Consider the following 23,626-nt stretch of genomic DNA (forward strand, 5'->3'; position numbering starts at 1 on the left):
CATTGTTGGGGAGCGATTGACGGTCGAACGGTAATTCCCCAGTTTTCCGGTGCCAGTACGGAAAGCGGCGGCGACACATCGTCATGGCGGCCTGCGCTCGATGTGTGTCGCTACCCGAGATTTCGCTATTCCTCCGGGCTCTTCTCAGACTGATTTTGAAATTAGTTCGTCGGTGCGCGATCCAAGGCCGGTGATCCGGTGAGGGCGCTTCATCCCGTTCAGGTTGCCGCCTTTCGCGGCCATAGCCCGTCGATGGACCAGCCGCCGGGACCATGCACCATCAGGACGAACATGCCGCCGGCGATCGCGAAATCCTTCTCGAAATGCAGCAGTTCGTTGCGACTGGCAAAGTTGGTGTGAAACAAAACGGCGGTCGCAAGGCAAAACAGTCCTAGCGCCAGCGCGCCCCATCGCGCATGCCAACCGGCCGCGATCGCAAAGCCCGCAATCAGCTGCAGCGCGATCGTCGGGATGAAGAGAAACAGCGGCACACCAAGCTTGGCCATGGCCGCGGAGGTGGGACCGAAATTCGCGACCAGAAACGCGCCCTCATGCAGAAAGATCGCCGCAAGCAACAGCCGGCCGATCAGCATGACGGCATCCTGAAACATCGCGCGTTGTGTGCTGCTCATGGCGTCCATGGCATCTGCTCCCAAGTCGTTACTATGAAAGAGGGGGCGATCTCGTCGCCCCCTTCACACCATCTTGTGACTAGTTGCTGGCGGCCTTTGCGCCGATGGCTTTCTGCAGATCTTCGCGCTCCTCGCAGCCGCCGGGGCAGAGCTTCACCAGGATGGCGAGTTGCTCCTTCGCCTTGTCCATATTTCCGGTTTCGACATAGAGCTCGCCGAGATATTCGCGGGCGGCCTTGTGATCCGGCTGCAGTTCAAGCGCCTTGGTGTAATAGGTCAGGGACGTCTTGTAGTCGCCGGTCTTGCGAAGCGTGAAGCCGAGCAGATTGTAGACATCCGCCTGCTGGACGTCCTCGGCGAGATCGCGCAACTCGGTCAGAGCGGCGTTGTAGTCCTTGGCTTTGATCTTGGCGCGGACCGACGTGAGGTCGGGCGCGTCGGTCGACGACATGTTGTCAACCGCATAGGCAGACGTCGACATCAAAAGCGGGGCGAGGCCGATGCGGACGGCAAGCGCAAGGGTGCGAAGGGTTTTACGGGTACTCATGGTTCAGTCTCCTCGGTTCGATTTGGGCCTGTCTTGAGTTAGCCGACAGTCACGGGGGTGAAGGCGTAGGCGTCGCCGTCCTTGACGAATGTGCCTAAGCCGGGGAACGGGAAGTGGGCGCCGCAGATCATCATCTTGTCGGCAATGACGCGGTCGACGAGCTTGCGGCGCGTGGCGATGGCGGTTGGTCCGTCCTGGTCGTAGGCGCCTTGCCAATCCGGATGCGGCGCCAGCAGGGCGGGCACATACATCATGTCGTTCGACACCAGCAGTTGCTCTTTGCCGGAGGTGACGAGGAAGGCGGAATGACCGGGCGTGTGACCGGGTGCCGCGAGGAGCCGGACGCCGGGCGCGACTTCGGCGTTGTCCCCGACCAGCTTCCAGTTTTTCCACGTCGGGAAATTATCGGCGATCCGTTTGCCGGCGGCCCTGCGGCCCTCCGCCAGTTTTTCGACCCGGCCCGGCTCCGTCCACCAGTTGTATTCGGCGCCGTTAACGATGAGCTCGGCGTTGGGGAATACGGCCGCGTTGGTGCCTTTCTCCATCAACCCCCAGACATGGTCGGGATGGAAATGCGAGACCAGGATGGTGTCGATCTGGTTGCGGTCGATGCCCGCCGCCTTCATATTGGCCGGCAGGTGTGTTGCATTCGCCTGCCATTGCCCGACACCCGATCCGGCATCGACCATGATATGCTTGTTACCGATCTTGAGGACGATCACTGTCAGCGGGATCGGCATGAAGTCCGTGGTCAAACCTGCTTTGGCAAGTGCCTCCTTGGTTTCCTCGACAGAGGCATTCTTGATGAAGGTTGGATCATGGGGTTTGCGCCAGATACCATCGTAGACGGCGGTTACTTCGATGGACCCGACTTTGTATTTGTAGAAGCCGACCGTCGGCTCAAGCGGCGTTTCGGCGTAAGCCGGATGAACGAAAGTCAGCTTCCTGTTGTTCAGCCCGAAGGCAGCAGCCATTGCTGCTGATGCCAGGACACCCCGGCGGGACATGGTCAACATTGATGCTCTCCAGAATTCGGTTGGATGACGAGAGCAAAGTTCGGAATGAACGATGCCTCCAACCACGGAGACCTTCAGTGCTCGCCGTTTATTCTCGTTCGAATGATTTTTTTGAAAGCCGCATATTTTTTTGAAGAGGTGGGAATAAACCGGACGGAACGGCGGTCTACCCAATACCGGGGTACTCCCTGACGTCTTCGCTATTTACGTCTTCGACATTGACCGAGGCAGCCAGCCAACATGATGCAACAGGTGTACATCACAAGCGCGTCACGGGTGATCGACTGCAGAACCCAGCGATCTTTCGCGGATATGATGATCAAATATCTGGCGGAGAAGATCTCCAGCGTCTGGGATGTTGGCCTTGCATCCATCATGGCCGGCCGTCGCCGTGTGCCGGCGCTGGTCGCGGCCTCCATGACGTCGGCGGCAAGTCAGCTTGATGATGTGGCGCGAACCCGGCCGGCCAACGCGACTAACACGCATGCCAGGTTTCATCGCGATATCGTCCCGCAATTGGATGCGGCCTACAATTTCGCGCGCTTTCTCTCAAGGGATGCGGATGCTGCGCAGGACATCGTCCAGGAGGCTTTTCTTCGCGCCTATCGCAGCTTCGAGGGCTATCAGGGCGGCGATGCGCGCGCCTGGATCTTCGCCATCGTGCGCAACTGCTATCACAACTGGCTGCTCGAGCGCCGGCGGAAGATGCGTGTGGAAGCCGACGCTCCCAGCAACGGCACAAAAGACGATCCGGCCTACGATGTCGCCTCGGACGATGACGATCCGGAAATGTCGCTGCTGCGGAGAACCGAATCCGACGCGGTTCGTCTGGTCCTCGGCAAGCTGCCGCGGGCGCTGCGCGAGATGTTGGTTTTGCGCGAGCTGGAAGGATTGTCCTATCGCCAGATCTCGGAGATTGCAGAGGTGCCGATCGGGACGGTGATGTCACGGCTGGCACGCGCGCGGACGCAATTTCAGACGGCATGGCGCCACGAAATCAATGATCACGAACTCAGCGCTCGGGAGGCAATGTGACTTCTTCCGACACCAAGCCATGCGCCGAATGGGAGTTGATGCTTCACGGCTTCATCGACGGTGAACTCGATGCGTCGCATTCGTTGCGCTTTGAACAACACCTTGCGTCCTGTCCACATTGTTCGAACCAACTCGAAGGGTTTCAGGCATTGAGAAAGACTGTCGCGCAAAAGGGGGTACGCTGGCAAACGCCGGAGCATGTGCGTGCTCAAGTTCTTGCGGCCATTGCGCGCGAGGCCGCGATGCAGACGCGATCGCCGGTCGCGGCGGCAAGCGGGGGGATGTTCAGGATCTTTGACCGCGCGAAACAATGGCTGTTCGTGCCGTCGCTGGCGGCGCTTGCTGCAAGTCTTTTCATTGTGATGTCGCCGATGCGGGATCGCTCATCAATTGAGGACCAGATCGTTGCAAGCCACGTCCGCTCTCTGCTGGTCGATCATCTGACCGACGTCGCGACCTCCGATCGCCACACCGTCAAACCATGGTTCAACGGCAAGATCGATTTTTCACCGCCGGTGGTGGATCTCGCGCCGCAAGGATTCCCGTTGGTCGGAGGCCGCGTCGACTATATCGGCGGCCGTGTGGTCGCGGCGTTGGTCTATCGGCGGCATGGGCATTTCATCAATGTGTTTGTCTGGCCGGCACCGTCTGCCACCGAAACGACGGCAATGCGTGACGGTTACAACATGGCGAACTGGACCAAGGATGGATTGAATTTCTGGGCGGTCTCGGACGTCAATTCGGACGACATTGCGAAGTTTCGCGACGCGTTCGTCAAACAGACTTCGTCAGGATAACGGCTGCCCGGCGAGGACAGCAGCTCCTGATGAGGACAACGTCCTTGCATCCGCCACAATGCGAACGGCCAAAGGCTCGGCGCGTCCGCGGATCGCAAGTTCCTGCGCCGGCAACACGTCAACCGGTAGATCCGCTGTCTTGTAAACCTCCTCAGACAGGATGACCTCGCAGGCGAGACCCTTCGTCATGTCCTGCAGACGCGCTGCGACGTTGACGGCGTCGCCGAGCGCGGTGAACACCTGATGATCGCGATAGCCGATGTCACCGACGATCACCTCGCCGCCATGGATGCCGATGCCGAAACGGATCGGCTTGGCGAGGTCATGGCCGAGAAATTGATTGAGCTCATCGATGTTCGCAGCAATGTGCGCAGCGGCCTGAAGGGCCTGCCGGCAGGCGGTCTGCGGGTTCGTGGTAAGGCCGAAGAGCGCCAATGCTCCGTCGCCGACATACTGGTTCGGTTGACCGCCACATGCGATCACCGCCTGGGAGACTGCGCTGAGGAACCGGTTAACGATAAAGACGGTATCGAACGGCAGTCGCTGCTCTGCAAGTGTAGTGGATCCGCGCATGTCCACGAACATGCTGACCAGATAACGTTCCTGGCCGATGCGGGCAGAACCTGCTTTCGCGAAGGAAGCGGCTGTGACGTCGGGCCTGAAAATCTGGAAGAACGACAGGTCAGTGGTCGGACGCAACTGGCAGGCGAGGCGAATGGCCGGATCGCCCCCGGCGCCGACACGGTCGAGCACGAAGGCTTCCCGCTTTGACGGTGGCGGCAGCGAACTGCAATCGCCGATCACCCGAATGCGACAGGTCGAGCATCGGGCGCGACCGCCGCATACGCTGGCATGCGGTACGTCGTTACGCAGACTGGCTTCAAGCACGCTCAAGCCTCTCGGCACACGCACCGTCCTGCCGTTGCCGTACGACAGGTTGATCATGCCGCCGCGCCGCTCATTCAACGTGCGCACGCCACGCGCCATGATAGCGATCCCGATCAGCCCGGCATAACCGACCAGAAAGCCGTCGATGATGCGGTCGATGATGGCCTGCTCCGCAGGGGTGCCGACCTGACGCGGGGAGAGATTGTCCGCCTTCCACTGCGTAGTGCGGCTGTCACGTACAACGCTCCGTCCGCCTTGATAGAGCCCGAGCATGGCGAGCGTCGGAATCAGCACCGCGGCGGCCAGTAGAAGCGGCGCCGCGGTTTTGAAGAACGTCTTCATGCGGAGCCAGAAGTACAGCCCGATGCAGCCGTGGATCCAGGAGACGATCAGAACCGTGAACATCAGCCACATCCTGGATGGCGATGCGACCCAGTATGCATAAAGCACCTGCGGATAGAGTTTGTGATGCTGGAACAGGGCATCGTCAATCCGCACCCCGGCGAGATGGGTGACGATGAGGGCAGGGATGCTGAGACCCAGCACGAGTTGAAGCGGCTCGATCGCCTTCCAGTGAAATTGACGGCGCTGGTAAAGCGCCCAGATCCCGAGACCGGCATGGGTGGTCGCCGCGGTATAAAACACCATGGCGACTGGAGAGCTTCTCCAAAACGCCATGTGATATCTGACACCCGTGCTCAGCGCTTCCATCGAAATGTTGCCGAGCGCATGGTTGATGAAATGGCTGAGCAGGTATGTGAACAGGATCAGCCCGCACGCCAGACGGATCTGCCGGATGCCGACGCCGCGGACGGCTTTGTGAAAGTTTGCGGAATTGAGCTTGGTTATCTGCATCAGTCCAACAGTCGCAGGAACAAATCGAGAGACACCAGAGGGGGCGGTCAATGATGAGACCAGACCAGCAGCCGTTTTATTCCGGTAACGGCATCCTGAACGTCATCCATTTGAGCAACTGTCTGACTTGACCTTTTCCCGGGTCTCGATCTCGGCTAGGTTTTGACGTGCTGCTCACTAGTCCGATGCGGCCGGCGATGTTCCGTCCATGTGCCGACGTGTGGGTGACCTTTGAGAAAGCCGCATCGGACTCACGCGGAGGCTGAGATGAATCTCGCTGACCTCAACAGGGTTGCTGAGGCCCTCGTTTCCCCGGGCAAGGGCATTCTTGCCGCCGACGAATCGTCCGGCACGATCAAGAAACGTTTCGATGCAATCGGCGTGGAGTCCACTGAGGACAACCGTCGCGACTATCGCGAAATGATGTTCCGGGCCGAGGATGCGCTGTCGAAATATATCTCTGGCGTCATTCTCTATGACGAGACCATTTGGCAGAAAAGCAGGGATGGAACGCCCTTGATCAAATTGATCGAGCAGGCAGGCGCGATTCCCGGCATTAAGGTGGACGAAGGCACTCAACCGCTGCCGGAGTGCCCTGGCGAGTTGGTGACCGTCGGCCTCGATAAGCTCTCGGAACGTTTGAAGAAGTATTATGCGCAGGGTGCACGTTTCGCGAAATGGCGCGCGGTCATCGATATCGGCAAGAGCATCCCAAGCTATACTGCGATCCACACAAATGCGCATGCGCTCGCGCGCTACGCGGCGCTGTGTCAGGCTGCGCAGATCGCACCGATCGTCGAGCCGGAAGTGTTGATGGACGGCGATCATGACATTGATCGCTGCTACGAAGTGACCGAGTTCGTTCTCAAACAAACATTCCAGGAGCTCTATGCTCAAAAGGTCGCACTTGAGGGCATGATCCTGAAGCCTAACATGGTCGTGTCCGGCAAGAAGAATGCAAAGCAAGCCTCCGTTCAGGAGGTCGCGGAAAAGACCATCAGGCTGCTGAGGAATTGCGTGCCGTCAGCGGTGCCGGGCATTGCATTTCTGTCCGGTGGTCAGTCTGACGAGGAAGCCACCGCGCATCTCGACGCCATAAACAGGATCGGCCATCAGCCGTGGAAATTGACGTTTTCATATGGGCGCGCGCTACAGAACGCGCCACAGAAGGCCTGGTCGGGCAAGCCAGCAAATGTGCAAGCGGCGCAGCAGGCCTTCACCCATCGCGCGCACATGAACTCGCTTGCGAGCAAAGGTGAGTGGAAAGCAGATTTGGAAAGCAGGCGAGCGGTGTGACCTTTCTTGTTACAATCGGCGCGACGTCTTCTGTTCTTCGCTGGAATTTTGCTGTGCGTCGCTCGTGAAGAGTCGAGGATTTGGTGACTTGGGTCGTCTGCGATCCGGCCCGATAACAGGCTTTTGCCGCCGGGGCACATCGTTGGCCCTCTTTTGATCAAGCTATTCGGATATTGTTCTGGACGAGGCCGTTGCTCTCGATATCATCGGACCGTCGCCGCAAGCCTGCTTTCTAGACAACAAGATAGAACAGGAGGACGATATGGCTGAGAGTGTTTACAAAGTCATTGAGTTAATTGGTACCAGTACAGATTCTTGGGAAATGGCAGCCAAATCAGCAGTCGATAGGGCCGCAAAATCGCTTCGTGATCTTCGCGTTGCTGAGGTTGTCGAGCTTGATTTGCAAATGAATGACGGAAAGATCGAAGCGTATCGAGCGAAGCTCAAAGTCTCGTTCAAATTCGAGGGTTAGGGCCTCGAAAATTCGAACATAAACTCGCTTCTCGTTCTCCACGGTTGTTCGGTCGGCATCCGCCGCGTTCAGGATTCGAAACCTCTCTGCGGCTGGATGCTCTCCGATTTCAAGCCTGTGGCGCACGCGCAGCCGCGTTGCGGCCGAGTTTGAGCCGGAGCGAGGCGAGGTCGATGAAAACATCAGCCTGCCGCCTTAACTCGTCGGCAAGCATTGGCGGATGGATCGACATTGTCGACACGACGGTCACCCGCACGCCGCGCCGCTGCACGGCTTCGACCATCGCGCGGAAGTCGCCGTCACCTGAGAACAACACCATGTGATCGAATTTGCCTGCGAGCGCCATTGCGTCCACCGCCAGTTCGATGTTCGTATTTCCCCTCGTCCTGCGCTGGCCACTTTCGTCGATGAAGTCCTTGGCTGTCTTGGCGATGACCGTGTAGCCGTTATAGTCGAGCCAATCGACCAGCGGACGGAACGAACGTTGCGTCTGATCCTCGGAGAGGGTCGTGTAGTAGAACGCACGCCACAGCGATCCGAGGCATTCGAATTGCGACAGAAGGCGCTTGAAGTCGATGTCGAAGCCGAGGGCTTTGGATGTTGTATGGAGATTGGGACCATCGATAAACAGCCCGACCCTGGGCGATGGCTGAGACACTGCCATTTACTTCCTCTGTAAATTTTTTAAGGTGATGAAGTCCCGATCAAATCGGGTGCGTCGATGGCAACTTTGAGGAAGGTGCCGTGTCGCATGTTGTGATCTTGAGCCAATTGCTTGCGTTTTCCTGCCTAAATTGCGCCACTCAGACAGAGCGGTAATCAGGCATGGGTTTTCTCGGAAGATCACCGCTATCGGCAGTTCCAAGCGCGGCCGGAGCCGCCACGCGCATGGCTTGCGCAAATCTGCGCGCGGCGGGATTGCCGTCGGCACCCCTGTTGGAGAAGGCCGGTCTGGCTGCCGATGACGTCGAAGACGCCAGCCGCTGGATCGAGGTGTCGGCCCAGGTCAAGTTCTTGAAGATTGCAGCCGAGGCGCTGCAAGACGATCTTCTTGGATATCACCTGTCTCAAGGCTTTGATCTGCGCGAGACTGGGCTGCTCTATTATGTCCTGTCGTCGTCCGACAGCTTCGCGGATGCCATGCACAATGGCCAGCGCTACACGCGGATCGTCAACGAAGGCATCAAGATCAAATTCGACCTCAACCGCGCGGCCATCACCATCGATTGTGACGGCGTCGAGCGCTTATCCGACCGGCATCAATTCGAGTTCTGGATGTTCTCGATCGTCCGGATGTGCCGGCAAATCACTGGATCGCGAATAGCGCCGCGGCAATTTTGCGTCAGGCATATCCGTGAGGCGACGCCGCCGGAGTGCCGCGCGTTTTTGGGGTGCGAGGTGACGTACGGCGCGGATGTTGATGAAATTGCTCTCCCTGCGCTGGTGAATTCGCTTCCGCTTATCGGCAGCGATCGATATTTGCACGAGATGCTCGTGCAATACGCAGACGAAGCCCTGGCGAACCGGACGCCGGAACGATCGAGCGTTCGCTCGAAGGTGGAGCATGTGATCGGTCCGTTGCTTCCGCATGGAAAGGCCAAGGCCTCAACCATTGCGAAAGAACTCGGCGTCAGCCATCGCACCCTTGCTCGCCAACTGGCGGCGGAGGGGCAAACTTTCTCCGGGATCCTGGATCAGAGCAAGGCCGATCTTGCGAAGTCGTATCTGACTCATGGCGATCTCTCGATTTCCCAAATCGCATGGCTGTTGGGTTACCGCGAAGTCAGCGCATTCACCAACGCCTTCAAGCGCTGGTATGGGGTTAGTCCGACGGAATTGCGGGCGAATGGGAATGCGAGCTGATGGGGTCGAGGGGTTGCCACGCGACACTTTGAGCGCTGCGTATTTGCGGGCGGGACAGCCGTAAAAGTGGACGCCGGGCCGGCATCGTCTTTGATCTATCTCGAATTCCTCAATCTCCAATGGCTTCCTCTACGATGAGTTCTCTTCTTCTCCATTTTCGCCGGGCTTGCGGGCCGCAAGCGACCACAATGACGTTGGTGATGTTCGGGTGCTGCTGACGATGTGAGGGTAAGATGAGGTCCGCCATAAGGGTCCTGTCTTTGTTTGCAATGTTTGGGATCTGCGTCGAAGTGCAGGCGGCACCGTGCTCGTCCTATTACATAGCGGAGATCACTGTCGTGTCGCCCGCTGACACCGAGGCCGGGCATGTGCAGACTTTCGTTGGCTTTGGGGCGTCAAAGGAGGTGGCAGAGCAGAACGCTCTCGGATCCTGCTCGCATATCAAGCTTGACCTGCAGACGTGCCTGGAGTCAGATCGTCTTCTCGGTCGCAATACCCTTTCGGATGCTGCCGGCGATTCCCTTCACCTGAAGTACATGAAGGCCGCCAAGCGCATTACCGGGTGTGATTAGTTGACTAACTAAGCCTTATCTCAACGTCATCTGTCCAGACCTGCTCGCGTGATGATCCGCCGCTCACAAGGCTTCCAACGTCTACGGAAGTCTCGATAGACGGGTGAACCAATGGGGCACACTTGGTACGTGACCTTTCAGGTGCAAAGGCGAGGGACGTTGCCAAAGGCTCGGCACCCCCGGCTCACCAGGACTTTCGCAACAGAAACGGAAGCCAAGCATTTTGCCCGTGAGAAATTCGATCAGGGCCTGGTGGTGACGGCGGGCACTCTTAATCCTTTCTCGCCCAAGCAGATTATTCCGCCAAGCAACATCTCGACATGGCTCGAAACCGGGCAAAGCGGGGACGATGAGCCGCGCGACCTCAACCGCGCATCCTGAACGATCGAGGTCACATCTCCGTCAAGGGATTGTCTATGGTTGTTGCCATTTTGATACAGGGCCCTTTGGGACGCCTCATTAGCATCCCTTACCAGTGTGGTGATTCAGGAGTTCGCCCGGTCGCTCCCAGCGGACGTCTGAACCCGAACCACATCAGGACCATGGATCGACGAGTGCCTCTCGAATCCAAAGTTTGCGACCAAAGAAGCTAATTTTGGATTCGGAGCACTGGAAGCGAAGACCGCGTCCGCACTCAGTTTGCATTTGATAAACGTGACCAAGGGGACAACTCATGAAGAAGTTTCTAGTGACTGCTGCCCTGTTGCTCGCGAGTGGCGGGATTGCCCCGGCACTGGCTGCCGACATGGCGGTAAAAGCACCGCCGCCACCTCCACTTCCGGTGATGTATAACTGGAGCGGTTTCTACATCGGCGCCAACGGCGGATGGGGCGACAGCCACAATTGCTTGAATTTCGACGCTGTCGTTGGAACCGCATTCGACGACGGTTGCCGGAATCGCTCGGGAGGCGTTGTCGGCGGTCAAATCGGCTATCGCTGGCAGAGCAACCAATTTGTGTTCGGCCTGGAAGCGCAGGGCGATTGGGCTGATCTCAGCAACACGCGCATAAGTCTGCTGGATCCAACGCTGTCGACCCGCGTGAAAACTGACGGCATCGGTCTTTTCACGGGCCAACTCGGCTGGGCATGGAATGCAGCGCTCCTTTACGTCAAGGGCGGCGCGGCAGTAGCCGGCAACAAGTTCGAAATCCTCGACACAGCCAGCGGTATAGGTCTCGTTTCAGCGAGCAATACGCGCTGGGGCGGTACGCTCGGTGTTGGCTTTGAATATGGCTTTGCACCGAACTGGTCGATCGGCGCCGAGTACAACCATCTCTGGATGGGCGACGCCAACAACTCCTTCACGGTCGTCGATCCGCGTCTGATCGGATTTACCGGCAATCGAATCGACCAAGACATCGATATGGTCACGCTGCGCATCAACTATCGTTTCGGTGGTTACTCTCCACCGATTGCGGCGCGATACTGATCGATCATCCTGATGCGGCAGTTGAGCCCCGGCTTGTCCGGGGCTTTTCTGTTGCCGTCTCTTTCCATGATGGTCTGGCCGTTGACTCAGATGAAGGGACCCCGATCAGCGGTTTTGGCAAAATCGGGATCGTGCCTGTCAAAGGACGGTCCCATGCGCGATTTGAGACGCGAGTACAGTGATCGGCTTCTGACATTGCTCGCGATCTTGTTCGCATTCACGATTTTTGTCTTCGCGCCTCTACAGGCTCTTGGCGTCTTTGCGTTCCAGGCCTTTGCATTGTTGGCTTTGCTGGCGATCATCGGCAGCATGCTGATCCGTGATGTCAGTCGCGTTCGCCGCCAACGTGACGGTATTTTTTGTGCGGCTAGTCTACACATGGCCTTACAACCTTCATGTGCTGGCTGCCGCCTGGTTTGCAATTTCCATCACGCTTGGGGCCGTGGTCGCGCAAGCTGTCTTCAGGTCATGCCCGGTCAGCTACCATCGAGTCGTTGGCGGGATTCTGCTTTATCTGCTCGTCGCGATCATGTTCGGGACGCTCTTCATCTTTGTCGGGCTGTTGCTGCCGGACGCGTTCAAAGGAATTACGTTCGCAGATGACAGGGGCCTCGCCAGCGCAGTGTTCTACTTGAGCTTCGTGACCCTCACGTCGATTGGCTACGGCGATATCATCCCGGTCCATCCGATCGCCCGCAGCCTGTGCAATCTCGAAAGTGTCATCGGACAGTTTTTTCCGGCCACGCTTTTAGCCAGGTTGGTGTCTCTCGAAATGAGAGGACGCGGTGCTTAGCGAGTTGCCGCAACCTTCTTCCGCCTAGGATAAAGCGCCTTAGTTCCTCACACTACAGCGCCGCACAGAGCCGCAGGTCGAAGGGCGGTCAACTTTGGTGCTGCAATCGTATCTGCAGACTTCAACCGGTTTGGTGCAGCGCGAATTTCCCGCACCGTAGCAAGCGAAATTTGGAACGCTTACCGTGCAGGTGCTACCGCTCGCCGCCGCGCATTTGCAATAGCACAGTGCATGCACGCGTGAGGGGACCGTCACCGCAAGCAACGACAAGAGCGCAAGGAGGTATGCATTCAAAAATGACATTGCACCTCTAAAGATATTCATCGAGGCGGCGTTTACGAACCAAGTTCGCAACGGTGGCCGCCCCTCTGTGGGATCTTCAGGACGCGATCAGCTTTTCGCAATTGTTCTTGGTGAGCTGACTCTGCTTTTGATCCGCTCGCTTGCTTCTGGGAATTGTGCCGGTCAACCTCGGACGAATCCTACAACTTCAAGCCGCTGGCGCCAACAGCAGCGTCGGGCCCGGTGCGTGGTTGGAGTTTCATTTCGCATGATACACGGTTGACGGAAGCGAAGACCATCAACCGGCTTAAGTGAAGTGGTGAGGTGAGGCGGCGCCTCGCCGCCTCACCTCCGGATGGGGCTTACTGACAAGTGTACATCCGACCGTCATCAAGCTTGGTCAAACTACCCGGCCTGCACTTGATCGAGTTGCGTGCCGCGTAATCATCCCATCCGCTGTAGCCGTACCACGGAGCACCTCCGTAATGGGCCGTTACTGCATAGTGGGGCGTGCCAAGGCCCGGGATATTCCATCCGCCTGATGGGTAACCGCCATACTCTGCTCTGGCTCCCAGAACACCTTGTCCGTAGTAGGAATTACCTCCCCAGCCCAAAGGCGAGGTAGCCGCTGCTGCCGCGGCGGTGCCGACTGCCGCCGCTGTGCCGACGCCAGCGCCGACGACACCTGCGCCATAGCCGTACGCGGCTCTCCGGTTTTGTCGGCGTGCGACACCAGCAACGCTCACTGGGGTCAAGGGACGACCGACACGCGCCTGAGCACTGTCGATCGACAGTGAGATGCCGGTTCGCTCGGACCAGCTGAAGGAGAAGAGTGCCACACCAGCGACGGTCGAGGCTGCTATTGCAGCATTTCTCAAAGTCATCTGCATCATGGGTCTACTCCACCGTTACCTGCCCTAGATTGGACGATGCGTCGGCCCATTGCAAAAGCATTGCGTTAGATCAAGCATTTTTCAGCTTTCCGCCTAGGTAGATCGACGCGCGAAAGCCAGAGTCACCCATTCTGCACGAGGCAGATGAAGCCGGAGAGGTTAAGATACCGCTTTAGGCTTAGCCTTCCCTGTACGCACACCCCGCAGTACCGCTATCATCCAACCGTCGGATTCTGGTTTGCTTGATTGTTTGCCGTGAGAGAATTTTGAGGACTGCTGGCATTCGAGGTGAGGGGGCGATATGTCATTTCAAGAACGATGGTTCTCTCTGGTTCGTTTCTCTCTGTTTCGCGGAAGCTTCATTCTTGCTGCTGTCGTAGTCGGATTAACGATATCCAGTCTGGCCCGCGCACAGACAGCGGCGTCAACTTCCGCGTCAACACCGGCGTCGAAGATCTGGACGGTGCCGGAGGTCGGCGCATTACCGAACGATGCTTTCGGCGCTCAGGTGCGGCGCGGGCGTGATCTCATCACCGCGACATACGCTCATATCGGGCCCGAAGTGTCCGATGCCGCCAAACGCTTTGCCGGCAACAATCTCGCGTGCAGCAATTGCCATCTTGAAGCGGGGACCAAGAAGTTCGGCTTGCCGATTTTCGGTCTGTTCGAATTGTTTCCGCAATACAGCTCCCGGCTCGGTGCTGAGATCACCATCGAGGATCGGGTCAATTCCTGCATGGTCCGCAGCATGAATGGCCGCGAGCTGCCGACTGATGGTCCCGAGATGCAGGCCATCGTCGCCTACATCAAGTTTCTCTCGTCGGGCGTCGCGCCCGGCCAGAAACTGCCCGGCCTCGGTGCCGGGGCCATGCCTGAACTGAAACGCGCGGCCGACCCCGTGCGCGGCAAGGCGATCTACGTGAATTCCTGTCTGGCCTGTCACAACACCGACGGCTCCGGCATTCGCCGCAGCCTGCCGACCACCGATCTCGGCTATATGATGCCGCCGTTATGGGGATCGGATAGTTTCAATGACGGCGCGGGTATGGCGCGGTTGATCACCGCCGCCAATTTTCTGCATTTCAACATGCCGCACGGCGCGGATTATCTGAACCCGCAGCTGACAGTGGAGCAGGCGTGGGACGTGGCGGCCTTCGTCGTCTCACAGCCTCGCCCCAAGAAGGCGGGGCTGGACAAGGATTTTCCCGATCTGTTGAAGAAGCCGGTCGATGCCGCGTATGGCCCCTATGCCGACGGCTTCAGCGAGCAGCAGCACAAGTATGGACCGTTCGCACCGATCCGCGCTGCCATTGCGAAAGCGAAGGCAAAGAAGGGGCCGTGAACATCTGCGTGAGGCCGCGGGAGCGTCCTTGGGGCCGTTTGCCGCTGTCTACAAATCGCTTATCTCTTGTGGCATGACAATCATGGTTTGGCTGATTGGGCACGCGTGGCCCGTTTCGCCTTCGAGAGAGATCAAATCCGGATCACATGACAATGAACAGCGCGCCGCGATCGGCGGAAATCATCAAGATCGGTCATCCCGTCCTTCGCGAGGGCACGCGACCAGTCTCACCCGAACTCTTCGGTTCGCATGCGCTCAATGAGCTCATCGACGTGATGCGGGTGACGCTGAACGGCAAAGGCGTCGGTTTGGCCGCGCCACAGATCGCCGTGCCGTTGCGTCTCTTCGTCATCGAAGACACGGAAGATCGCATGCAGCATCTCAGCGTCGAGCAGCGGCGTGACCGGCATCGCCATCCGCATCCGTTCGAAGCGGTGATCAATCCAACCTGGCGCGCCACGTCTGCGCGCATCGCGATCGAGCCGGAAGGCTGCCTGAGCATCCCGGGTTTCAGGGCTGATATCCCGCGGTTTTGGGCGATCGAGGCGGAGGGCTACACCGCCAAAGGCGAGCGCAAACGATGGTCCCTCGAGGGATGGCCGGCCCGCATCTTCCAGCATGAGATCGATCATCTCGACGGCCTGCTCCTGACCGATCGCATGCTGGCGCACACGCTGGCATCCACCGAGCCGTTCGGGACCGGCGTTGACGCTGAGCTTTTGGTAAAGCTTGGTGTGAATGGGCATTAGCGCGTTGATCGAGCAGCAGAGCCCTTGCTCGTTCATCCCGGGACGATCTATGCGCAGTGCATTGGCACTTAACGAGTTGCTTTGTAGCAGTGCCCGCCGCCCTTGTGCCTGACGCGGGCACGGCACGCATCCAGCGTCGAGAAAGAGCAGTTGGGCTTTCCCATTTCTGACGTGCCTCTCAACTTGGCACAGTACCTGGCAGCATCGGCGGTGTCTTGAGGATAAAAAACAAAGCCTATCGAAAGAAGTATCATCAGGGCGATCGGCGCCAACATTGAACGCAACATATCGAGCCTCCCTCGTGCGAGTTTGCCAAGAGATATGCCCCCACTTTGAGGTTGCCCGCGCGGCACATGTTGTCTGGTGCAAGTTGCGCGGTGATGAGCTGCCCACGGGCGAGCCTGCCGGTTGAATATAGCACGGAAGCGCAACTGCCGGATACAGCGGCTGCAGCGCGGAACCGGTCGCGATTGCTAATGGGATCAGGGTAAGGGAAATCGCCGATTGCGCCGGGCGCCTGGTCGGCTGCGTGTTCTGCCATTTGGCCAATGTGACGATGCGGCTCAAGCACTATGTAGCTATGGGGCAAATCGATTGGAGGAAATGCAATGCGTTTCGCTTTGGCATTTTGTCTTCTGATTGCGCTCTGTACTTGTGCCGACGCCGCCGCGAGAGCACGGCAGGGCAAATCCCGGCATGTCATCGTCCGTCCCAGCCAAGCCGTGATGCCAGGCTATGCCAGTCCAGCCTACGTTTCTCCAAACGGTGTGCGCGTCTTTCGCGACGACTCCGCTCCGGGTGGTTTTCGAACCGACCATGATCCTCCTGTTTCCTACGATGATCCATCCAAGTATGGCGGGCCGTAACGCGGCATCATTCCAGTTACGCCGATTCTCTCTTAACATAGGAGGCGGTAGCTGCCGGCGTCGCTTGGCGCGCCAGCACCGCGCTCGCACTGATAGCAAGCAACAAAGAACAAGACCCCAAGGACCTGCGGCATGAAGTTCAAGTTTCTCGGCAGCGGTGATGCGTTCGGCACCGGCGGCCGCTTCAATACCTGCTTTCATATCGCACGAGAGCGAGGCGGGCTCTTGATCGACTGCGGCGCGTCGAGCCTTGTCGCGATGGGGCACTTTGGTGTCCATCCGAATTCGATCGACACCATCATCATCTCGCACGGCCATGGCGATCATTTCGGCGGGCTGGCGTTTCTGCTGCGTGCGCTGCGCCTTGTGCACCAACGCGATCGCCTGCTGACGATCGCGGGGCCGGTCGGCATCGGCAAACGTATCGATGACTCGCTGGAGGCGGCGTTTCCCGGCGCGGTCGCCCACGGCACCAAGTTTCCGGTGAAGATCGTCGAGCTGGAGGTCGGCGTTGCGACGCGGCTCGACGATGGCTTGTCGGTCTCGGCATTCGAGGCCGTGCATCCGAGCGGTACGCCGACGCTGTCGCTGCGCGTGACATGCGATGGCCGTGTTATCAGCTATACCGGCGACACCGAGTGGACCGACGCGCTTGTCGATGTAGGCAGGGATGCCGACCTGCTCATCTGCGAATGCTTCTGGACGCAGCCGCGCCATCGCTATCACCTCGATCTGCAGACGCTGCGCGAGAAGCTGCCGCGCATCTCCGCCAAGCAGGTGGTGCTCACCCACATGTCCGAGGAGATGCTGACAATCGCGGATGATATCCCCGAGACCACCGCGTTCGATGGCATGGAGATCGAGCTGTAGGCGAACGAACCCTGCGGATCTTAAATCAGCGTTTTGTCCCCGATAGCGCCGTGCGAGGCGGCAGTCATTCAATCGTTGCACGACAGTTGTGGATATCGCACGCGTGAGGCTTCCAAGGCGGCGTGTATTTCGGAAATCTACAACTGCCGGCGGGGCGCCGGATTCTTTTGGGGGTTTTATGAAATTTATTTCGCTAGCCGCTTTAGCGGTCGCTTCCGCGTGCCTTGGCGGCTGTTCTTATCAAAACATCGCTGAAAAAGCCTTGGGGCAAGGTGCGATAAAGGTTTCATCGGCGCCGGTTCAGCGCGTATTGACGCCGGGAATTTACAAGATTGTCCGAGTCGATCCATCACGAGGCTATGAACTCGCACGCGTTTGCGCCAACGACTTCCTCAAGCAGAATGCATTGAAGGTTCTGGCAACGGAAACCCAAGCCGCTGAGGGCACGATCGAGGACGACAACCTGGCGAAGAACTTGAGTTTGACGGTTCCTTCATTCGGGATCGGCCCCGCGGTGGTGGGAGGAACGGTCTCACCTCAGGTTACGGTCGATCGCGCCACCAAATACAAAGTCGTACGCATTGGTGGTGGATACACCGGCTCGCTTGCGGACTACATGATCAGCAATGTCGCCACCAATTGCGCGAAGAACGTGTTGCATGGCGATCTGATATTTGTCGGCGCTTCAGCGAATGCCGACAGTCTTTCGCGTGTTATCAGTGGTGGCGCCAGCGTCGAGGCCTCTGTGGGACCGATCAAGGGCAAATACGACAATAGCGGCGAAAAGGTAGGGCTTATCGGATCGAACGTTACCTTTGGTGTCGCCGGCGAGCACAGGAACATTCCGTAAATCGGATATTTCTTGTCGAGAGTGAGCGGAGGGAGCCGAAACATCGGCTTCCTCGCGCTGAGTATTCATATCGGCTGCGGTAACGGGACAAGCGGCAGCAGCCGTGAATCTTCGATCGCAGCGTCGCGATGACCGAGGCCGTTGAGGTAAGCCTCGTTCGTGGCAAACGCCATGAAAGAGGCCACGCTGCTCTGGCGCACCAGCATGGCGCGGTCCCACCGTTCACTCTCCGGACCGATCAGAAACGACCCGCCGTCGCCCATGAAGATCAGCTCGCCGCCGCTCTCGCGCAGATACGGCAGCGTATGCGCGATATAGCGGTCGAAGGCTTGTGCGCCGCTGATCGGTGTGTCGGGCATCAATTCGGGGTGCGCCGCATAATCCGCGATGGCGCGAAAGCGCAACAGGTTGAGCATGACGACGTCGCCTTCGATCGCGCGCATGAAGAGGGCGCGGGCGGCGGCCTCGGTCGGCTGCAGGTAAGTGATCTGTTCCGTGGCCATGGCGCTCACTCAACCGTAGGCGAGGCGAATGGCGTGCGCGGCGATGTCCTGCGGCCACTCTGTGATCTGTTGTTCAAGGCGTGGGCGATCATTGGCAAACAACGCGCGGATCGCGTCCTCGTAGTGCGGAAGATTGCCCGCCATCGCCAGCATGAAGTGATAGGCGCGCTCCTGCGCGGTGCGTGTTTTCTGCGCAGCGCCGCCGTTGCGCCGCGCGTCATCCACCAGCTTGCGAAGCGCGACGGACGCGCCGCCCGGCTGCACAGCCAACCATTCCCATTGCCGCGGCAGCAGCGTCACCTCGCGCCCGATGACGCCAAGCTTGGGGCGGCCGCGCCCGCGCGCTTCTTTCGGCGCGTCTGCGTCGTCAGCCGCATCGGTTTGCGGTGAGGGGGCTTGATCGGCGCGCGTGGGCTGCGGCTGTGAAAGTCGCGCGATGATCTCCGCTTTCGAGCCGCGCAGGTCGAGGTCGATCACGCGCCCCGTCGCGTCGTCGAAGGTGAGGATCGGGTCCGCAGCCTCCCACGCCATGGCAGCTTTGACGGCGAGGGCCACCTCGATGAGGGGACCGGACAGCAACAGCCGGCAGCCTTCGAAGGCCGTGCACGGGCGGAGGAGGGCGTCACTCATTATAATGATACCTGCGAGGGTCGAACTAAAGGATTTATACCCTGATAAAAATCGTTGCGTCAATAATACCCGGATAATATTGTTTGCGGGAGGGGCGCCTCGTGCGCCGCGGCGCCCTCGGGAATCCAGACGAGGCAGGTCATCGAGGTAGGCCATGAAAGGTGAGGCACGAAAGGCAGCAATCGCCGCGTACAAGGAGCGCAAGGGCGCCGCCGGAATCTACGCGGTCCGCTGCACGGCGACAGGCGAGGCGTGGGTCGGGCAAAGCCCAAACCTCGACACCGTACAGAACCGTGTCTGGTTCACGCTGCGCGTCGCCGGCAATCTCAACCGCGCGCTACAGAAGGCGTGGGACGCTCACGGTGCCGAGCACTTCGCGTTCGAAGTTGTCGAGCGATTGAAAGACGATGATCTCGCTTACAGCCGCGACGCGCTCCTGAAAGAACGCCTCGTGTACTGGCGTGCGGAGTTAGGTGCGGCGGTGGTCTGACTCACTTCGGAAAATGCTCCACATGAATCTCGGCGGTGCGGCCGAAGTAAAGCACGCGGCGGCCGGAGAAGGAGACGATGTAGCCCGCGCAGCCGAGCGCCTTCACGTTCTTGCAGAACTTTGCGTAAGAATAGTCGGGCGGGTTGGCCTGCGCCCATTTGATCTGGGCAGCGATGCCCGGCTGGTCGAACTGTGGGGCCACAGGCTCCGTTGACGGGCGATTGTCCAGCATGATGCTGTCGCCATCCGGCAGATAGTAAGCCGTGGTGTTGCGGCGATAATCGACCATGTAGCCCTCGAAGCCGGCATCGATCAGAGTGCCGACGATGTCGGGGAACGCCATGCTCCCGTCATAGGCGGCATTCAGGCACCTCTCGGCGATCGCGGTTCGTTGCGTATCCATCGGTGCTCTCCATTTGCTGTTGTCAGGGCTTATCCTGCCCCGTACCTTCATCAGACTATCGCATACGCTTCATAAAATTCGATTGTGATGTCCCGCAAGGCCTTGTCTTTGCGGGCAGCGATTGTTCAACACCATCTCGCTTTGCGTCCTGACATTCATTCCAGCAGGGTTGCACCGCGCTCCGAGGATCGCGGATGCGATCGAAGGGGGCACAATGGTTCAATATTCCGGACTGCGTACTTGGGACGATTCCGCCGCGCGCAACCGCGCCATCGACCGGCTGTTGAAATTGAGAGCAGGGCTGTCAAAGACCGTCACGCCGAACAACAAGCTGGAGTCGTTTCATCTTGCCAGCTGGAACATCCGCGATTTCGGCGGGCATAAATTGAACCCGTCGCCGCGCTTGCCGGAGTCTCTGCTGTACATTGCGGAAATCATTTCGGCCTACGACCTCGTCGCGGTGCAGGAGGTCAACGAGGACATGACCGAATTTCAAACGGTGATGCGGCTGCTGGGCCCGCATTGGGATTACATGGTGACGGACCAGAGCGGCAATCAGGAGCGGCTCGCGTTCGTGTTCGATACCCGCAAGATCAGGTTTCGGCATATCGCGGGCGAAATCGTGCTGCCCTCGACCAAGGACAAGCAGGCTATTCAATTCAACCGCACGCCTTATCTGGTCGCGTTCCAGGCCGGGTGGTTCAAGTTCAACATCTGCACGGTGCATATCTACTACGGCGACGCCTCGGATACGGCGCCGCGCAAGCGCGAGATTGCCGATATCGCGGAGTTCTTCACCAAACGGCAGAAGAAGGATGGCGAGACCTACATTCTGCTCGGCGATTTCAACATCCTCAATCCGCAGGATCCGCTGATGAACGCACTGCTGGGCGGAGGATTTGAAGCGCCCGCGGAGTTGCGCAAACCGACTGCGCTTGCAAGCGCCAACTACTACGACCAGATCGCACTTCGCACCCAGGACAAGCTGGTCGAGATCAAAGCCGCCGGTGCCTTTGCCTGGCAGGATTATGTGTTCGGGGAGGATGACTATGAGATCTACAAGCCCTTGATGCCGACCAAGACCAAGACCGGCAAGGAGGCGAAGACGGATCTCGCCGCTTACAAGAAGTGGCGGACCTGGCAGATGTCGGACCATCTTCCGCTGTGGACCGAAATCAAGATGGATTTCACCAACGCCTATCTGGAGAGCCTGAAAACCAGCGAGCAGCCGCTCGCCAATTTCACGCCTGTTGCAGGGGAGCGCCCGGCCGCGCGGGTGGGTTAAGTGTGGCGCCAAAGCGTAGCAGCCGATCTGTGCAATTTTAAATAATGCGTTGGTGTTCTTATAGGTGGTCGCCGCGTAACCTCGCCTACCAGTGTCGATCGCTTAAGTCGCGATGAAAATCGTGAGGACAAATGACCGTGGTTGCGACGCTCGCCGTCATCTGGATTGTGGTGTTCGGAATTCTCGTTCTGCCGGCGTGGCCGGCGGGAAGGTGGCTGGCCAAGAATGGCAAGGGACCGATTAGCCTGCTCATCAACATTGTCTCTTGCGCGATGCTTGCGTGGCTGGTGGTCTTGATTGGCTTGTTCGTTTTGATCGTTTGGGCGCAGGATCTATTTCCTCACGTAAAAGACGATCCGCTAGGATTCGGCAAGGTCTTTGCCACCGTCCTGCTATTCGTGCCCTCCTTCCTCGCATTTTTGGTGGGTTACTTGAGAGCGCGAGAGACCGTTGAAGCGCAATGACTGTTCGTGATCAGATTCTTTTTGGCTTATTCGCCGTGACCGGCTTTGCTTTGGTGCTGATAAAATACAAGCCCGTGCGCTTTTTTGGTAGAAGATTGTCGCTCAATGAATCTGTCGGCGTCTGCTGGATCGCATTCTCGATCTATATTGGCGCGGTGCTTGGCTATTACGCACTCAAGTTATTGTTCGGATTCCCACACGCAACGAACGGTCCAGCTACGGCTATAGCTGCCTGCGTATCGATGTTGAGTATTCTGTACTTAGGCCGGATTCAGCCTGATTGGGAACGCGCGGTAGCGAAGTCTCTCATCGGGCTCTTTAGCTATATTGTGCTGGTCTGTGCTGCCATCCTATTGCGTTGACGCGTCGTGAGTAAAATGTCACCGCCATGAAAAAAAGAAAAACCCCGCCGAAGCGGGGGTTTGAGTGTTTATGCAACTTGGATCGATGAGCCGATCAATCCGCGCCGCCGCCGCCTTCCGCGACGTTCAGTTTGTTGTCCACCGTGTCAACCGTGCGGTCGATCTCGGCATTTGGCATGCCGATCTGATGCGAGATCAGTTTCACCAGCAGGTCGACGCGCTCGATGAAGGGCGCGCCGCTGGCGACTGCACGCGCGGCTGATGACGGCTTGAGCAGGCTTTCCGCAGCCTTGGCGTATTTCTCGAACGGCACCTGATCTGCCGGATCGGCGCCAAGCTTCTGCGCCACTGCATCGACGTGGTCGTAGATCGATTGCGAGAGCTTGAGATCCTTATGAACGGCATCGCGGATCGAGACCGGATCGTCCGGCGTGATGCAGCGATAATTGCCGGTCAGCAGCATCGACCACTTCGCCAGCGGCACGAACAGGGAATCGAACACCTTCAGCTTCACCGGCACGTCCTGGCCGTCGAGCTTTACCGCGTCGATGTCGGCTTCGAGCTCGCGCAACACTTTGTTGTGCGCCTCGTCGGCAAAGGCGGCGGCCTTGAAATTCGTCGGCAGGCCCACATGAAGTACGTTCGCAGCTTCCTCCGGCGGACGGAAAGCCTGCGGATCGGGCGAACACAGCGTCACCAGACCGGGCTTGAAACGCTCCCACACGGATGCGTTGGTGTAAGCCTCTTCGAGATCCATACCGTCCAGCTTGTCGATGCGCTTGAGATAGGCCAAAGGCGGCATGTTCATGATCGACAGGCACGGCAGATTGGCCGCGGCGATCTTGACCATCAGCGTGCGAATGGTGTGGTTGGTGTATTGTGGCTCCTGCATCGCAAGGCCGACCATGTCGTAACGCGACACATCGACGTTCTGCGGCGGCATGGCGTCGAGCTTGCCGGGCAGGTCGCGCGAGAAGATGGAGCGGTGTTTCGGCTCGTCGCGCAGCTTGATGCGGACTTCAGTGCCGTCGCGGTTGATCAGGTCGGCCGTCTTCTGCCGGCAAACCAAGGTCACGTTGTGACCAGCCATCAACAGCTTCGTTGCCAGCAACGAGCCGTATGAAGCTCCAAGAATGAGAATGTTGCGCGCCATGCTCCCTCGTCTCCAGATCGCGCTTTTGCGCTCAGTTGATTGTGTCGCCCGCTGGGGCGCGATTTAACGCGCCACGCGGCCATGAGTTTCAAAAAGTCTCAGGATTGAAAACGGTGTCAATAGGTCCTGGATTTCCGGAGGCGTCCGTCTCCGGAGTCGCCAGCAGAAGCCAGTTTTAATCGCCGCAAGCAAGACTTTTCTTGTCTGTTCAATCACTTGCGTTCCGCTCAGCGAAATTGTCGCGCTTATTTTCGGGTGATTGCGGCTTCAACCATGGGGCCTGAAAGTC

General features: G+C 58.6%; 27 protein-coding genes. 17 read left to right on the top strand and 10 right to left on the bottom strand.

Going from position 1 to position 23,626, the window contains the following annotated elements:
- Positions 1 to 218: 218 nt before the first annotated feature.
- The 3 genes from ACP0KA_RS20525 to ACP0KA_RS20535 form a co-directional block, all read right to left on the bottom strand.
- Positions 219 to 641, bottom strand: coding sequence for a DoxX family protein (locus tag ACP0KA_RS20525; RefSeq protein WP_424630567.1), 423 nt, complete (start codon positions 639 to 641; stop codon positions 219 to 221).
- Positions 642 to 711: 70 nt separating this feature from the next.
- On the bottom strand, positions 712 to 1,113 hold the full coding sequence (locus tag ACP0KA_RS20530; protein WP_424631674.1) for a tetratricopeptide repeat protein: 402 nt from the start codon (positions 1,111 to 1,113) through the stop codon (positions 712 to 714).
- A 104-nt stretch (positions 1,114 to 1,217) separates the two neighbouring features.
- Positions 1,218 to 2,195 carry an MBL fold metallo-hydrolase gene (locus tag ACP0KA_RS20535; protein ID WP_424630568.1) on the bottom strand — a complete coding sequence of 326 codons (978 nt, stop codon included), beginning with the start codon at positions 2,193 to 2,195 and terminating at the stop codon, positions 1,218 to 1,220.
- A gap of 240 nt (positions 2,196 to 2,435) precedes the next feature.
- Between ACP0KA_RS20535 and ACP0KA_RS20540 the strand changes: the two genes are divergently transcribed.
- Entirely contained in the window at positions 2,436 to 3,230 is a 795-nt protein-coding gene (locus ACP0KA_RS20540) for a sigma-70 family RNA polymerase sigma factor (protein ID WP_424630569.1), read from the top strand.
- Complete coding sequence (locus ACP0KA_RS20545) at positions 3,227 to 4,027, top strand: anti-sigma factor family protein (RefSeq protein ID WP_424630570.1); 801 nt, start codon at positions 3,227 to 3,229, stop codon at positions 4,025 to 4,027. The genes ACP0KA_RS20540 and ACP0KA_RS20545 overlap by 4 nt, the downstream gene beginning before the upstream one ends.
- On the opposite strand, the gene ACP0KA_RS20550 is transcribed toward ACP0KA_RS20545, so the two are convergent.
- Entirely contained in the window at positions 4,019 to 5,770 is a 1,752-nt protein-coding gene (locus tag ACP0KA_RS20550; RefSeq protein ID WP_424630571.1) for an adenylate/guanylate cyclase domain-containing protein, read from the bottom strand. The two genes, ACP0KA_RS20545 and ACP0KA_RS20550, sit on opposite strands and share 9 nt — an antisense overlap.
- 267 nt (positions 5,771 to 6,037) lie before the next feature.
- Between ACP0KA_RS20550 and ACP0KA_RS20555 the strand changes: the two genes are divergently transcribed.
- Entirely contained in the window at positions 6,038 to 7,066 is a 1,029-nt protein-coding gene (locus tag ACP0KA_RS20555; protein WP_424630572.1) for a class I fructose-bisphosphate aldolase, read from the top strand.
- Between the two features lie 262 nt (positions 7,067 to 7,328).
- Positions 7,329 to 7,538 carry a dodecin family protein gene (locus ACP0KA_RS20560; protein WP_424630573.1) on the top strand — a complete coding sequence of 70 codons (210 nt, stop codon included), beginning with the start codon at positions 7,329 to 7,331 and terminating at the stop codon, positions 7,536 to 7,538.
- A gap of 109 nt (positions 7,539 to 7,647) precedes the next feature.
- Here the strand turns inward: ACP0KA_RS20560 and ACP0KA_RS20565 are convergent, their stop codons facing one another.
- Positions 7,648 to 8,202 carry an NYN domain-containing protein gene (locus ACP0KA_RS20565; protein WP_424630574.1) on the bottom strand — a complete coding sequence of 185 codons (555 nt, stop codon included), beginning with the start codon at positions 8,200 to 8,202 and terminating at the stop codon, positions 7,648 to 7,650.
- A 224-nt stretch (positions 8,203 to 8,426) separates the two neighbouring features.
- On the opposite strand from ACP0KA_RS20565, the gene ACP0KA_RS20570 reads away from it, so the two are divergent.
- The 5 genes from ACP0KA_RS20570 to ACP0KA_RS20590 all read left to right on the top strand — a co-directional run bounded on the left by ACP0KA_RS20570 (position 8,427) and on the right by ACP0KA_RS20590 (position 12,195).
- Entirely contained in the window at positions 8,427 to 9,401 is a 975-nt protein-coding gene (locus ACP0KA_RS20570) for an AraC family transcriptional regulator ligand-binding domain-containing protein (RefSeq protein ID WP_424630575.1), read from the top strand.
- Between the two features lie 338 nt (positions 9,402 to 9,739).
- Positions 9,740 to 9,973 (top strand): hypothetical protein, encoded by a 234-nt coding sequence (locus ACP0KA_RS20575; RefSeq protein WP_424630576.1) that lies wholly within the window; start codon positions 9,740 to 9,742, stop codon positions 9,971 to 9,973.
- Positions 9,974 to 10,132: 159 nt separating this feature from the next.
- Complete coding sequence (locus tag ACP0KA_RS20580; protein ID WP_424630577.1) at positions 10,133 to 10,354, top strand: hypothetical protein; 222 nt, start codon at positions 10,133 to 10,135, stop codon at positions 10,352 to 10,354.
- 292 nt (positions 10,355 to 10,646) lie between these two features.
- On the top strand, positions 10,647 to 11,402 hold the full coding sequence (locus ACP0KA_RS20585; RefSeq protein WP_424630578.1) for an outer membrane protein: 756 nt from the start codon (positions 10,647 to 10,649) through the stop codon (positions 11,400 to 11,402).
- A 322-nt stretch (positions 11,403 to 11,724) separates the two neighbouring features.
- Positions 11,725 to 12,195, top strand: coding sequence for an ion channel (locus ACP0KA_RS20590; protein ID WP_424630579.1), 471 nt, complete (start codon positions 11,725 to 11,727; stop codon positions 12,193 to 12,195).
- Positions 12,196 to 12,839: 644 nt separating this feature from the next.
- On the opposite strand, the gene ACP0KA_RS20595 is transcribed toward ACP0KA_RS20590, so the two are convergent.
- Positions 12,840 to 13,370 carry a hypothetical protein gene (locus ACP0KA_RS20595; RefSeq protein ID WP_424630580.1) on the bottom strand — a complete coding sequence of 177 codons (531 nt, stop codon included), beginning with the start codon at positions 13,368 to 13,370 and terminating at the stop codon, positions 12,840 to 12,842.
- Positions 13,371 to 13,671: 301 nt separating this feature from the next.
- Here ACP0KA_RS20595 and ACP0KA_RS20600 point away from each other — a divergent pair, with 301 nt between their 5' ends.
- The 4 genes from ACP0KA_RS20600 to ACP0KA_RS20615 all read left to right on the top strand — a co-directional run bounded on the left by ACP0KA_RS20600 (position 13,672) and on the right by ACP0KA_RS20615 (position 18,047).
- The gene (locus ACP0KA_RS20600; RefSeq protein WP_424630581.1) at positions 13,672 to 14,712 is read left to right on the top strand and encodes a c-type cytochrome; all 1,041 of its coding nucleotides are present in this window, start codon (positions 13,672 to 13,674) and stop codon (positions 14,710 to 14,712) included.
- Positions 14,713 to 14,864: 152 nt separating this feature from the next.
- Positions 14,865 to 15,461 carry a peptide deformylase gene (locus ACP0KA_RS20605; RefSeq protein ID WP_424630582.1) on the top strand — a complete coding sequence of 199 codons (597 nt, stop codon included), beginning with the start codon at positions 14,865 to 14,867 and terminating at the stop codon, positions 15,459 to 15,461.
- A 998-nt stretch (positions 15,462 to 16,459) separates the two neighbouring features.
- Positions 16,460 to 17,197, top strand: coding sequence for an MBL fold metallo-hydrolase (locus ACP0KA_RS20610; protein WP_424630583.1), 738 nt, complete (start codon positions 16,460 to 16,462; stop codon positions 17,195 to 17,197).
- Positions 17,198 to 17,285: 88 nt separating this feature from the next.
- Entirely contained in the window at positions 17,286 to 18,047 is a 762-nt protein-coding gene (locus tag ACP0KA_RS20615) for a hypothetical protein (protein ID WP_424630584.1), read from the top strand.
- Between the two features lie 65 nt (positions 18,048 to 18,112).
- Here ACP0KA_RS20615 and ACP0KA_RS20620 read toward each other — a convergent pair whose 3' ends face one another.
- Together ACP0KA_RS20620 and ACP0KA_RS20625 are read right to left on the bottom strand one after the other, a co-directional pair.
- Positions 18,113 to 18,550, bottom strand: coding sequence for a DUF1330 domain-containing protein (locus tag ACP0KA_RS20620; protein ID WP_424630585.1), 438 nt, complete (start codon positions 18,548 to 18,550; stop codon positions 18,113 to 18,115).
- Positions 18,551 to 18,559: 9 nt separating this feature from the next.
- Positions 18,560 to 19,180, bottom strand: a complete 621-nt coding sequence (locus tag ACP0KA_RS20625; RefSeq protein WP_424630586.1) for a DUF2239 family protein — start codon at positions 19,178 to 19,180, stop codon at positions 18,560 to 18,562.
- Positions 19,181 to 19,334: 154 nt separating this feature from the next.
- On the opposite strand from ACP0KA_RS20625, the gene ACP0KA_RS20630 reads away from it, so the two are divergent.
- Positions 19,335 to 19,670, top strand: a complete 336-nt coding sequence (locus tag ACP0KA_RS20630) for a GIY-YIG nuclease family protein (RefSeq protein WP_424630587.1) — start codon at positions 19,335 to 19,337, stop codon at positions 19,668 to 19,670.
- A 1-nt stretch (position 19,671) separates the two neighbouring features.
- Here the strand turns inward: ACP0KA_RS20630 and ACP0KA_RS20635 are convergent, their stop codons facing one another.
- Positions 19,672 to 20,073 (bottom strand): DUF1398 domain-containing protein, encoded by a 402-nt coding sequence (locus tag ACP0KA_RS20635; RefSeq protein ID WP_424630588.1) that lies wholly within the window; start codon positions 20,071 to 20,073, stop codon positions 19,672 to 19,674.
- Positions 20,074 to 20,287: 214 nt separating this feature from the next.
- Between ACP0KA_RS20635 and ACP0KA_RS20640 the strand changes: the two genes are divergently transcribed.
- From ACP0KA_RS20640 to ACP0KA_RS20650, 3 genes are all read left to right on the top strand, one after another.
- Positions 20,288 to 21,358: an endonuclease/exonuclease/phosphatase family protein gene (locus ACP0KA_RS20640; protein ID WP_424630589.1), complete on the top strand. Its 1,071-nt coding sequence runs from the start codon at positions 20,288 to 20,290 to the stop codon at positions 21,356 to 21,358.
- A gap of 131 nt (positions 21,359 to 21,489) precedes the next feature.
- The gene (locus ACP0KA_RS20645) at positions 21,490 to 21,822 is read left to right on the top strand and encodes a hypothetical protein (protein WP_424630590.1); all 333 of its coding nucleotides are present in this window, start codon (positions 21,490 to 21,492) and stop codon (positions 21,820 to 21,822) included.
- Positions 21,819 to 22,184, top strand: coding sequence for a hypothetical protein (locus ACP0KA_RS20650; protein WP_424630591.1), 366 nt, complete (start codon positions 21,819 to 21,821; stop codon positions 22,182 to 22,184). The genes ACP0KA_RS20645 and ACP0KA_RS20650 overlap by 4 nt, the downstream gene beginning before the upstream one ends.
- Before the next feature lie 94 nt (positions 22,185 to 22,278).
- Here the strand turns inward: ACP0KA_RS20650 and ACP0KA_RS20655 are convergent, their stop codons facing one another.
- Positions 22,279 to 23,337: a ketopantoate reductase family protein gene (locus ACP0KA_RS20655; RefSeq protein WP_424630592.1), complete on the bottom strand. Its 1,059-nt coding sequence runs from the start codon at positions 23,335 to 23,337 to the stop codon at positions 22,279 to 22,281.
- Between the last annotated feature and the right edge of the window lie 289 nt (positions 23,338 to 23,626).

It is taken from the genome of Bradyrhizobium sp. SYSU BS000235 (genome assembly GCF_049747295.1).
In the GTDB taxonomy this organism is placed as follows: Bacteria; Pseudomonadota; Alphaproteobacteria; order Rhizobiales; family Xanthobacteraceae; genus Afipia.